Here is a 12,252-nt window from a genome sequence, read left to right as displayed (position 1 = left end):
ACGGTTTTGGTCGGTAGAATCGACGGCTTTCCGTACAACCCCGTGGAGTGATGGCATGGCCGACGTAAACAAGGTCGTTCTCGCGTATTCCGGCGGCCTGGACACTTCGGTGATCCTCAAGTGGCTGCAGGATACTTATAACTGTGAAGTGGTGACCTTCACCGCTGACCTGGGTCAGGGCGAAGAGGTCGAACCTGCACGTGCCAAGGCGCAAGCCATGGGCGTGAAAGAGATCTACATTGACGACCTGCGCGAAGAATTCGTCCGCGATTTCGTCTTCCCGATGTTTCGCGCCAACACCGTCTACGAAGGCGAGTACCTGCTGGGTACTTCCATCGCACGTCCGCTGATCGCCAAGCGCCTGATTGAAATCGCCAACGAAACCGGCGCCGACGCCATTTCCCATGGTGCTACCGGGAAGGGCAACGACCAGGTGCGCTTCGAATTGGGCGCCTACGCCCTCAAGCCAGGCGTCAAAGTGATTGCCCCTTGGCGTGAGTGGGACCTGCTGTCGCGTGAAAAGCTGATGGATTACGCTGAAAAGCATGCGATCCCGATCGAGCGTCACGGCAAGAAGAAGTCCCCGTACTCGATGGATGCCAACCTGCTGCACATCTCCTATGAAGGCGGCGTGCTGGAAGACACCTGGACCGAGCACGAAGAAGACATGTGGCGTTGGACCGTCTCCCCGGAGAACGCACCCGACAAGCCGCAATACCTGGAACTGACCTACCGCAACGGCGACATCGTCGCACTGGACGGCGTCGAAATGACCCCGGCCACCGTGCTGGCGACCTTGAACCGTATTGGTGGTGAACACGGTATCGGCCGTCTCGACATCGTCGAGAACCGCTACGTGGGCATGAAGTCCCGTGGCTGCTACGAAACCCCAGGCGGCACCATCATGCTGCGCGCCCACCGCGCCATCGAGTCGATCACCCTGGACCGCGAAGTGGCTCACCTCAAAGACGAGCTGATGCCCAAGTACGCCAGCCTGATCTACACCGGCTACTGGTGGAGCCCAGAGCGTCTGATGCTGCAGCAGATGATCGACGCTTCCCAGGCCCACGTGAATGGTGTGGTGCGCCTGAAGCTGTACAAAGGCAACGTGATCGTCACCGGGCGCAAGTCCGATGAGTCGCTGTTCGATGCCAATATCGCCACCTTCGAAGAAGATGGCGGCGCCTACAACCAGGCGGACGCTGCGGGCTTCATCAAGTTGAACGCACTGCGCATGCGCATTGCGGCCAACAAGGGTCGCAAGTTGTTCTGAGTGTCAGACGCGTTGTGAGAATGGCCCCTTTATCAAGGGGCCATTTTTTTTGCCTGTCGATTAAGCAACACAGTCTCATGTTTATAAATGTTTAAAGTTGCCGAGCTGATAAGGGTTAAAAGTTTCAATCCTGAACATTTGTTGTCGATTTTCTTGGGGGACGAATTATTTACATCTGACTAGGAACTATGTCTTACAGAAAATTCACACATGTAAGTGTGTTTTGACTAAGCGTTTATGAAAGTTCTGTAGGAGATTTTGAGTGTAAATGGATATGTCAAATGGAACTGAGAGCGTCGGCCGCTTTTCGCCGGCCCGCGTATGCCTACGCCCCAAGCAAGGGATATTTCCTGAAGGTTGCGTGCGCCGCGTTTACCCCAACCCCCTTATTGGTTGGATATTTCATTCAAAATATGTGCGACCCAGGAAAGGTCTGAAAGGCCACATAAATCTCGACACATCCGAGTTGGCGTTTTTTTGTAGGTTAATTCCGAAGTGGTTGTGGGTTGGGTCTCTGGTTGCTCTAACTTGGGGGTGAATGCTATGCCAACTAGGAAACGACTAGGCTATTGTGTTTGCTCTGAATAATTCGAACAGCGAAATTGGACTTTCTCATGAATAAAGTGCTGATCGTGGATGATCATCCCGTCATTCGTCTTGCTGTGCGTATGCTAATGGAGCGTCATGGTTATGAGGTCGTTGCCGAGACCGATAACGGTGTCGATGCGTTGCAACTTGCGCGCGAGCATATGCCGGACATTGTCATACTGGATATTGGAATTCCCAAGCTCGACGGCCTGGAAGTCATTTGCCGACTGTCGTCCACCAAGCAGGCCACACCGTTCAAGGTGCTGGTGCTGACGTCGCAGGCCCCCGGCCATTTCTCGATGCGCTGCATGCAGGCGGGGGCTGCCGGCTATGTGTGCAAGCAGCAGGATCTGACCGAGTTGCTGAGTGCCATAAAAGCGGTGCTCTCGGGCTACAGCTATTTCCCCAACCAGGCGCTGAACTCGGTGCGCTCCACCATGGGCAACGCCAGCGAGGCTGACATGGTCGAGCGCCTTTCCGGTCGCGAGATGATGGTGTTGCAACAGTTGGCCCGAGGCAAAACCAACAAGGAGATCGCCGACGGCATGTTCCTCAGCAACAAGACCGTCAGCACCTACAAGACACGCTTGCTGCTCAAACTCAATGCACGGTCGCTGGTAGACCTGATCGAGTTGGCCCAACGCAACGGTCTGGTATAGGGCCGCTGTCAATCCAGGTGTGCCGGCACAAAAAAGCCTCCGTAAAGGAGGCTTCCGGCCGTTACAGGCTCTATCAGAGGTCGAAGTCGTAGTCGGCCAACTGTTTTTGCAAGCGTCGCTCTTCCAGAAGATTGTCGATGGTGCGGCGTTTGCTCAGATTGGTCTTGGCCACCTCTGCCACAGGTGCTTCTGCCCCATCGTCATCCGACTCAACGAGGTCGTCTTCCACTTCCAGTTGTTCTTTGCCAGTGCTCATAAGGTTAACTCCGGGCTAAGACTGCCGTTGGCGCTCCTTATAACGATATTCCATGAGCGGGTAAAAAAGATTTTTTCAATCGACTGATCGAGAAAATCAATGATTGCTCAATCGTCGGAGGTTTTTTCCTTGTATTCGCACAGGTCTTCGATCCGACAGCTGCCGCAGCGAGGCTTGCGCGCTTGGCAAACGTAGCGCCCATGCAGGATCAGCCAGTGATGGGAGTCGAGCAGATAGGGCTTGGGAACAAATTTCATCAACTGCTTTTCGACTTCCACCACATTCTTGCCACGGGCAATTCCGGTGCGATTGCTGACCCGAAATATATGCGTGTCCACGGCCATGGTCAGTTGTCGGAACGCGGTGTTGAGCACCACGTTGGCGGTCTTACGGCCCACTCCCGGCAGCGCTTCAAGGGCTTCGCGGGTTTGCGGCACTTCGCTGCCGTGCAGTTCGACTAGCAGGCGGCAGGTTTCGATCACGTTCTTGGCCTTGCTGTTGTACAGGCCAATCGTCTTGATGTATTCCGATAACCCTTCCACTCCCAGGGCGTAGATCGCCTCGGGTGTATTCGCCACCGGATACAGCTTCGCCGTTGCCTTGTTGACGCCAACGTCCGTGGATTGGGCCGAGAGGATCACCGCAATCAGCAACTCGAACGGCGTGGTGTAGGCCAGCTCGGTCTTGGGTTCCGGATTGTCTTCGTGAAGCCTGCGGAAAATTTCCAGGCGTTTTGCGGCGTTCATGGGGCGGTGGGTTCCTTGCAAACGGTCGACATCAGTATGAAAAGTGGATCCAGGCTTGGGGCTCGCGGGCGATGACCCGAGCAGGATAAACCATCGCCACGGCGCACGGCAGCGTCGCCTGCAGTGGGTCAAGCGCCGACGTGAGTGTCCACCCGCTGCTGCGCTTGCTCCAGCGCGTGTTGTGCGGCTTTGAGTTGATCCGCACTGACGCCTGGTTGGCGTTGTAGCTTGGCGACATCGGCTCGAGCATAGGCCAACGCCGTTTTCAGCTGCCGCAGTTGGGCGTCGATCGGACGTTTTTCCACGCGCTGTAAATCGGGCCGGGGCTGCTCACTGTCACTCTCGGCGTCATGCAAAGCTTGCTCGGCGCTGGACAGCGCAGCGCTCAAGGTCGCCAGCTGCTGCTCGTCAGCGTTCAGGTCCTGAGCTTTTTTCAATTCGGCGCGGCGCATCGCCAATTGGATTTTTGCGCGTTTGAGCGCAGGGTCTTTTTGCGCTGGCGGCGCCGCTCGCTCGGTGACCTCCAGGGCCGCCAGCGCCTGCTCCGCCGCTTCGAACTGCTGCTGCAGGACGATCAATTGCGACTGCTGCTCAAAGGTCGGCGGGTGGCCGAATGCCTTCAAGGATTTGTGCAGTTGCGCGCGGCTCATGGCGAGCGTGATCTTGGCCTTCTTGATCGCGGCGTCTTGTGCTGCCTGAGCGGCATCGGGCGGTGCAGGGACCTCTGGCGCGGCGCGCTTGGCCCGTGCCAGGCGTTCAGCGAGCTTGAAGGCTTCTTCCCGTTGCAGGCGTGCGTTGCGCTGTTCAAAGCGCCGCCGCGCGCGATCGCGTTTCAGGCCGCGTGCATGACGCTGGGACTCATTGGTCGCCAAGCCGCCCACAATCGGCAACACGTTGGCCGTTGGGCGCATCTCAATGCAATCGACAGGGCAGGGCGCGACACACAAGTCGCAACCGGTGCACTCATCGACGATAACGGTGTGCATCAACTTGGCTGCGCCGACAATCGCGTCCACCGGGCAGGCCTGGATGCATTTGGTGCAGCCGATGCATTCGGCCTCGCGGATGTAGGCAACCTGGGCCGGGGCTTCGCCACGGCTGGTGTCCAGCTCCAGCGCTGGCACACGCAGCAAGAGCGCCAGGCCGGCGATGGTTTCTTGCCCACCGGGCGGACATTTGTTGATCGCCTCACCACGCGCGATGCCCTCGGCGTAAGGCTTGCAACCCGGGTGCCCGCACTTGCCGCATTGGGTCTGCGGCAGCAGCGCGTCGATACGTTGAATCAGATTCATGGAGTAATCATTGGCATGCCGGTTGGACAAACAGAGCGTTTAGATACAAGCCACAAGCTACAAGCCGCAAGCCGCAAGCTACAAGCTATAAGCTACAAGCTGGCTCGTGGCTCGTGGCTCGTGGCTCGTAGCTTGAAGCTTGAAGCTTGAAGCTTGAAGCTTGAAGCTTGAAGCTTGTGGCTTAAAGCTTATGGAGGGCTGTTGTGGTGAGCGGGCTTGCCCCGCGTTGGGCTGCGAAGCAGCCCCATCAGGGCCGCCGCATTCCTACAGACAGAACCGGGTGCCTGGTTCAGGGCCGCTACGCGCCCCAACGCGGGGCAAGCCCGCTCGCCACAACAAGCCCAGCTCGCCATAACAAGACCCGCTCACTACAACAAGCCCAGCTCACTACAACAAGCCTGGCCAACCACACCAGGCCCGCTCACTAAAGACCTAGACGCTTACTTGATACGCTGGCCTGGCTTGGCGCCGCTGTCAGGGCTCAGCAGGTAGATCTCTTCGCCGCCAGGGCCGGCTGCCATCACCATGCCTTCAGAGATGCCGAACTTCATTTTCCGTGGCTTGAGGTTGGCGATCATCATGGTCAGGCGACCATCGAGCTTCGACGGGTCTGGATAAGCGCTCTTGATCCCGGAGAACACGTTGCGTCGCTCGTCACCGATATCCAGGGTCAGGCGCAGCAGCTTGTCGGCCCCTTCCACGGCTTCGGCCTTGACGATCAGGGCAACACGCAGGTCCACAGCGGCAAAGGCGTCGAAATCGATCTCCGGGGAGAGCGGGTCCTTGGCCAGTTCGCCGTTGCCGGCCGGAGCCGATTCGCCGGTGTCGGTCTGGCTGGCGACCAGGTCTTCCTTGGACGCGTCGGTCATGGCCTGCACCTTGACCGGGTCGATACGGGTCATCAGCGGCTTGAACTCGTTCAACTGATGGTTGCTGAGCAAGGTGGCGTGGTCGTTCCAGGTCAGTGGTGCGACATTGAGGAACGCCTCGGCGTCGGCGGCCAGCAATGGCAGGACCGGCTTGAGGAAGATCACCAACTGGCGGAACAGGTTGACGCCTGTGGCGCAGATCGCCTGGACTTCAGCCTGCTTGCCTTCCTGCTTGTTCAGCGACCACGGCGCCTTGTCGGCAATCCAGGCGTTGGCGCGGTCGGCCAGGCCCATGATTTCGCGCATGGCGCGGGCAAAGTCGCGCGCCTCGTAGGCGTCGGCGATGCTGGGCGCAGCCGCCAGGAACGCTTCGGTCAGTTCCGGCGCGGCGTTCTCGGCCACCAGCAGACCGGCGTTGCCCTTGTGGATAAAACCGGCGCAACGGCTGGCGATGTTGACGACTTTGCCCACGAGGTCCGAGTTGACCTTCTGTACGAAGTCTTCCAGGTTCAGGTCCAGGTCGTCGACGCCACGGCCCAGCTTGGAGGCGTAGTAGTAACGCAGGTATTCCGGCGACAGGTGGTCCAGGTAGGTGCGCGCCTTGATAAAGGTGCCACGGGACTTGGACATCTTCTGGCCGTTGACGGTCAGGTAGCCGTGCACGGCGATGCCGGTTGGCTTGCGGTAGCCCGAACCTTCGAGCATCGCCGGCCAGAACAGCGCATGGAAATTGACGATGTCCTTGCCGATGAAGTGGTACAGCTCGGCCTTGGAATCCTTCTTCCAGAACGCGTCGAAGTCCAGCTCCGGCGTACGGTCGCAGAGATTCTTGAAGCTGGCCATGTAGCCGATCGGCGCGTCCAGCCACACGTAGAAATACTTACCCGGCTCACCGGGGATCTCGAAGCCGAAGTACGGCGCATCGCGGGAGATGTCCCACTGTTGCAGGCCGGCATCCAGCCATTCGGCGATCTTGTTCGCCACGGCGTCCTGCAGGGTGCCGCTGCGGGTCCAGGTTTGCAGCATCTGCTGGAAATCCGGGAGCTTGAAGAAGAAGTGCTGGGAGTCCTTGAGCACCGGGGTGGCGCCGGAGATGGCCGACTTCGGATCCTTCAAGTCGGTGGGTGCGTAGGTGGCACCGCATTTCTCGCAGTTGTCGCCGTACTGGTCTTCAGTGCCGCATTTCGGGCAAGTGCCCTTGATGAAGCGGTCAGCCAGGAACATTTTCTTTTCCGGGTCGAAATACTGCGTGATCGAGCGCGTGGCAATGTGCCCGGCATCTTTCAAGCGCAGGTAGATCTGGCTCGACAGCTCGCGGTTTTCTTCGGAGTGGGTCGAGTGAAAGTTGTCGAAATCAACCAGGAACTCGGCAAAGTCGGCGCTGTGTTCAGCCTGCACATTGGCGATCAGTTGTTCCGGGGTGATCCCTTCCTTTTCGGCGCGCAGCATGATGGCCGAACCGTGGGCGTCGTCCGCGCAGACATAAATGCATTGATTGCCGCGATGCTTCTGGAAGCGCACCCACATATCGGTCTGGATGTACTCAAGCATATGGCCAAGATGGATTGAACCATTGGCATAGGGCAGGGCGCTGGTGACGAGGATCTTGCGTGGCTCGGACATGGGGCTCGGCTACTTGATGAAACGGAGGTCGGCCACTATAAAGCGCCGGGAAATTTATTTCACCCCGTGCTGCTGTTTCAGAATCTTCCTTGCCGGCGAAAGCATGCCGCAACGACGCTGGAACGGTTAGGATAGCCGCCTGTTTCAGTCAGTCTTTTTTCGGGAGTTGCCCATGAGCGCCGTCAATCGCGCAGCGGTGGAAGCCGTTCTTCGCCAGTACACCGACCCCTATTTGAACCAGGACCCGGTCAGTGCCGGCTGTGTACGCGCCATCGAGGTCCAGGGGGGCCAGGTGTCCGTCCAGATGGAGCTGGGCTATGCCGCCGGGCTGTTCAAGAGCGGCTGGGCGCAGATGCTGCAAATGGCCATTGAAGGCCTCGACGGCGTGAGTTCGGCCAAGGTCGACATCCAATGCGTGATCGCCCCGCACAAGGCCCAGGCACAGATCCCGGGCCTGGCCAACGTCAAGAACGTGGTGGCGGTGGCATCCGGCAAGGGCGGCGTGGGCAAATCCACCACCGCCGCCAACCTGGCCCTGGCGCTGGCCCGCGAAGGCGCGCGCGTGGGCATCCTCGACGCGGATATCTACGGCCCGAGCCAGGGCGTGATGTTCGGCATTGCCGAAGGCACGCGGCCGAAGGTCAAGGATCAAAAGTGGTTTGTGCCGATCGAGTCGCTGGGCGTCGAAGTGATGTCCATGGCCTTCCTCACCGATGACAACACGCCGATGGTCTGGCGTGGGCCGATGGTCTCCGGCGCGCTGCTGCAGTTGGTCACGCAGACCGCCTGGGGCGATCTGGATTACCTGGTGATCGATATGCCACCAGGCACCGGTGATATCCAGCTGACCCTGGCGCAGAAAGTCCCGGTGGCCGGCTCGGTGATCGTCACCACGCCTCAGGACCTGGCGTTGCTCGACGCGAAAAAAGGCGTGGAGATGTTCCGCAAGGTCAACATCCCGGTGCTGGGCGTCGTGGAAAACATGGCGGTACATATCTGTTCCAACTGCGGGCACGCCGAGCATTTGTTCGGCGAGGGCGGTGGCGAGAAACTGGCCACCCAGTACGGCGTCGAGCTGCTGGCCTCGTTGCCGCTGTCGATGGTCATTCGTGAGCAGGCCGACGGCGGCAAACCGACCGTGGCCGCCGAGCCGGACGGCCAGATCGCCATGATCTACCAGGAACTGGCCCGCCATGTAGGCGCGCGGATCGTCCTTCAGGAAGCGGCGGCGCCGGCAATGCCGACGATAACGGTCAGCGACGACTGAGCGGATTGAAAGGAAAAAGCCTCGACGGTGTCGGGGCTTTTTCTTGCCTGCAAATCACCCCAAGGTCTCCAATGACACTTTTTCGCAATTGCGCTTGTAAGCATTCACTTACTTTTTCGTAAGTGTTTGGGTTTTTTCCTGGGGGGTAGAGGTCTCGAGTGCTCGAAAGGCTTTTCTATCTTGTTGAAATATAACAACTATTTATGTGGGCATTAGCGTTGGCATCTGTCAGTCGGCTCGTTGCATCCCGTTGAACTTCCCAGGGAACTCTCTAACATCAGCCCTGTGTCCACGGATTGACACAGCCATCAAGGAACGATGGTTTGAGGGAACGTCGCAGGATGCGATTCATCAGGACGATGAAAAGGAATACAGGGACTAGGGAAAAAATGTGGGCGGGTCATACCGCCCCTTTTTTTTGCCTGCAGGAAAGTGAATCCCGTCATCCAGAAACGCAAAAAGGCCCGCAAGGGGCCTTTTTAGAGGGCGGCGACGCTATCAGCGTTCGAGGTCTGCAATCTTACCTTTCTTGCCATCCCACTCTGCCGCATCCGGCATCGGGTCTTTACGTTCGGTGATATTCGGCCAGATTTCCGCCAGCTCGACGTTCAACTGAATAAATTCCTGCATCTCTGCCGGGACTTCGTCCTCGGAGAAAATGGCGACGGCCGGGCATTCAGGTTCACACAGGGCGCAGTCAATGCACTCGTCCGGGTGGATGACCAGGAAGTTCGGGCCTTCGTAGAAGCAGTCCACCGGACACACTTCTACGCAGTCGGTGTACTTGCACTTGATGCAGTTGTCGGTGACGACGAAGGTCATTTCTAATTTTCTCCTCAGGCGGCGGCAGCGAAACCCTTTGTGGCAGGGCTCGCGAGGTTCGGGAGCGATAGTCTGCGGACCAGGCTAAAAGCCCGCAGCATCCCAAACCGCGCGAGAGTCTACCAGCTTGCAAGCGTCTGCGTTATATCCGAGTCTTAAGTGCATATAACATTTCGAGCGCTTTTCGCGGCGTCAAGTCATCCAGGTCAAGTTTAGCCAACTCGTCCAGCACTGGGTGGGGCAGGCTGGCAAACAGATCGCTCTGGTGGGGCGCGCTGGCTTTTTTGCTGGCTTTGGCCGGGCTTGCCACGGGAAGCTCGTGGGGCAGTGCGGTTTCTTCCAGGCGGCTCAGGTGCTCGCGGGCACGGGTGATCACCTCCGTGGGGACACCGGCCAGTTGCGCCACGGCCAGGCCGTAACTCTGGCTCGCCGGCCCAGGCAGCACGTGGTGCAGGAACACGATGCGCTCGTTGTGCTCGGTGGCATTGAGGTGCACGTTGGCCACCAGCGGCTCGTTTTCCGGCAGCACGGTCAGCTCGAAATAGTGCGTGGCAAACAGCGTATAGGCGCGCAAATGCGCCAAACGCTCGGCTGCAGCCCAGGCCAGGGACAGGCCGTCGAAGGTGCTCGTGCCGCGACCCACTTCGTCCATCAGCACCAGGCTGCGTTCGGTGGCGTTGTGCAGGATGTTGGCGGTCTCGCTCATTTCCACCATAAAGGTCGAACGGCCACCGGCCAGGTCATCGCTGGAGCCAATCCGCGTGAAGATGCGATCCACCAGCGACAATTCGCAACTGGCCGCCGGCACAAAGCTGCCGATGTGTGCGAGCAGCACGATCAAAGCGGTCTGACGCATGTAGGTGGATTTACCGCCCATGTTCGGCCCCGTGATCACCAGCATGCGGGTATCGTCATCCAGCGACAGGTCGTTGGCGACGAATGGCGTGGTCAATACCTGCTCTACAACCGGGTGGCGACCTTGCACGATGCGCATGCAGGGCTCGCTGACAAAACGCGGGCAGTTCAGGTCGAGGTTCAGCGCGCGTTCGGCGAGGTTGCTCAGTACGTCCAGTTCCGCCAGGGCGGCTGCCGTGTCCTGCAGCGGCGCCAGTTGGCTGATCAGGTCTTCAAGCAGGTTTTCATAGAGCATCTTTTCCCGAGCCAGGGCGCGGCTCTTGGCCGAAAGTGCCTTGTCTTCGAATTCTTTCAGCTCAGGGGTGATAAAGCGCTCGGCACCTTTGAGGGTCTGGCGGCGCTGGTAGTCGATCGGCGCCGACTCGGCCTGCTTGCTTGGCAACTCGATAAAGTAGCCATGCACGCGGTTGTAGCCGACTTTAAGGTTGGCCAGGCCAGTGCGGGCCTTTTCGCGGGCTTCCAGGTCGATCAGGAATTGCCCGGCGTTTTCGCTCAGGGCCTGGAGTTCGTCCAGCTCGCTGTCGTAACCGGTCTTCAATACGCCGCCGTCACGGATGATTGCCGGCGGGTTGTCGATGATCGCCTTTTCCAGCAACGCCGCCAGTTCCGGGTAGGTGCCGGCGGTGACGGCCAGTTGCTGCAGGTGCGGCGTGTCCAATTCGGTCATCGCCGCTTGCAACTGCGGCAGGGCGCCGAGTGCATCGCGCAGGCGCGCCAGGTCACGCGGCCGCGCGTTGCGCAGGCCGATCCGTGCCAGGATGCGTTCGATATCGCCAATTTCCTTCAGCTGTGGCTGCAGTTTTTCAAAGCGATAGCGGTCGAGCAGGCAGGTAATAGAGGTCTGGCGAGCTTGTAGCACGCTCAAATCGCGCAGCGGACGGTTCAGCCAACGGGTCAGCAAGCGGCTGCCCATGGCGGTCTGGCAACGGTCGACTACCGACTGCAGGGTGTTATCACGCCCGCCTGACAGGTTGGTGTCCAGTTCCAGGTTGCGACGGCTCGCGCCATCGAGCACCACGGTATCGTCCAGACGCTCATGACGCAGGCTGCGTAAGTGCGGCAGGGCGGTGCGCTGGGTTTCCTTGGCATAACTGAGCAGGCAACCGGCAGCGCCGATGGCCAGGGTCAAGGTTTCGCAACCGAAGCCCTTGAGGTCCTGCACCGAGAACTGCTGGCACAGACTTTTCAGCGCAGAATCCCGCTCGAAATCCCACGGCGCACGGCGTTTTGTCCCACGGCGTTTTTCCGCCGGCAGGTCCTTTGGCCAATCATCCGGGATCAACAATTCCACCGGATTGATGCGTTCCAGCTCCGCCAGCAGGTTCTCCCAACCCTTGATCTCCAGCACGCTGAAGTTGCCGCTGGTGATGTCCAGTACCGACAGGCCGAACAGACGCTCGTCGCCCAATACCGCCGCGATCAGGTTGTCGCGACGCTCATCCAGCAGCGCCTCATCACTCACCGTGCCCGGCGTGATAATGCGCACCACCTGGCGTTCGACCGGGCCTTTACTCGTCGCGGGATCGCCGATCTGCTCACAGATCACCACCGACTCGCCCAGCTTCACCAGCTTGACCAGGTAGCCTTCCAACGAGTGGTAAGGAATCCCGCACATCGGAATCGACTGCCCCGCCGACTGCCCACGCGCGGTCAGGGTAATGTCCAGCAACTTGGCAGCCTTCTTCGCGTCTTCGTAGAAGATCTCGTAGAAGTCGCCCATGCGATAGAACATCAACTGATCAGGGTGCTGGTTTTTCAGGCGCCAGTACTGCTGCATCATTGGGGTGTGGGAGGACAGATCGGACGTGTTTTTACTCATTGGGTCGTAGGCAAATTCGTTGAAAGTGATGGGGCAAAGGGGGCGCTTGGCCCAGCATTTTTTGCGATGGGCGCAAGGTTAACACGCGAGGTCGGCCCTTCGCAGGATGCAAACGGCTAGGGA

Annotated in this window: 9 protein-coding genes; 3 read left to right on the top strand and 6 right to left on the bottom strand. The window is 59.2% G+C overall.

The window, feature by feature from the left end; genetic code table 11:
- Nucleotides 1-55 precede the first annotated feature (55 nt).
- Nucleotides 56-1,273, top strand: coding sequence for an argininosuccinate synthase (locus C9990_RS25435; protein ID WP_007938916.1), 1,218 nt, complete (start codon nucleotides 56-58; stop codon nucleotides 1,271-1,273).
- Nucleotides 1,274-1,887: 614 nt separating this feature from the next.
- A complete protein-coding gene (locus C9990_RS25430; protein WP_017844627.1) occupies nucleotides 1,888-2,520 on the top strand; it encodes a response regulator transcription factor in 633 nt (210 codons plus the stop codon).
- Between the two features lie 73 nt (nucleotides 2,521-2,593).
- On the opposite strand, the gene C9990_RS25425 is transcribed toward C9990_RS25430, so the two are convergent.
- From C9990_RS25425 to metG, 4 genes are all read right to left on the bottom strand, one after another.
- Nucleotides 2,594-2,776 (bottom strand): PA3496 family putative envelope integrity protein, encoded by a 183-nt coding sequence (locus C9990_RS25425; protein WP_028619066.1) that lies wholly within the window; start codon nucleotides 2,774-2,776, stop codon nucleotides 2,594-2,596.
- Between the two features lie 107 nt (nucleotides 2,777-2,883).
- On the bottom strand, nucleotides 2,884-3,522 hold the full coding sequence (nth, locus tag C9990_RS25420) for an endonuclease III (RefSeq protein WP_065906761.1): 639 nt from the start codon (nucleotides 3,520-3,522) through the stop codon (nucleotides 2,884-2,886).
- Between the two features lie 128 nt (nucleotides 3,523-3,650).
- Nucleotides 3,651-4,814, bottom strand: coding sequence for an electron transport complex subunit RsxB (gene rsxB, locus C9990_RS25415; protein ID WP_106805014.1), 1,164 nt, complete (start codon nucleotides 4,812-4,814; stop codon nucleotides 3,651-3,653).
- A gap of 440 nt (nucleotides 4,815-5,254) precedes the next feature.
- On the bottom strand, nucleotides 5,255-7,306 hold the full coding sequence (gene metG, locus C9990_RS25410) for a methionine--tRNA ligase (RefSeq protein WP_106805013.1): 2,052 nt from the start codon (nucleotides 7,304-7,306) through the stop codon (nucleotides 5,255-5,257).
- 172 nt (nucleotides 7,307-7,478) lie between these two features.
- On the opposite strand from metG, the gene apbC reads away from it, so the two are divergent.
- Complete coding sequence (gene apbC, locus C9990_RS25405; RefSeq protein WP_065906755.1) at nucleotides 7,479-8,573, top strand: iron-sulfur cluster carrier protein ApbC; 1,095 nt, start codon at nucleotides 7,479-7,481, stop codon at nucleotides 8,571-8,573.
- A gap of 498 nt (nucleotides 8,574-9,071) precedes the next feature.
- Here the strand turns inward: apbC and fdxA are convergent, their stop codons facing one another.
- A complete protein-coding gene (gene fdxA / locus C9990_RS25395; RefSeq protein WP_003208688.1) occupies nucleotides 9,072-9,395 on the bottom strand; it encodes a ferredoxin FdxA in 324 nt (107 codons plus the stop codon).
- A 142-nt stretch (nucleotides 9,396-9,537) separates the two neighbouring features.
- A complete protein-coding gene (gene mutS / locus C9990_RS25390) occupies nucleotides 9,538-12,129 on the bottom strand; it encodes a DNA mismatch repair protein MutS (RefSeq protein ID WP_065906753.1) in 2,592 nt (863 codons plus the stop codon).
- Nucleotides 12,130-12,252: the final 123 nt, after the last annotated feature.

Source organism: Pseudomonas sp. S5D5 (assembly GCF_003013355.1).
Classification (GTDB): domain Bacteria; phylum Pseudomonadota; class Gammaproteobacteria; order Pseudomonadales; family Pseudomonadaceae; genus Aquipseudomonas; species Aquipseudomonas aylmerensis.
Note: the sequence above shows the minus strand (reverse complement) of the source record. Positions and strands in the feature narration are given on the sequence as shown.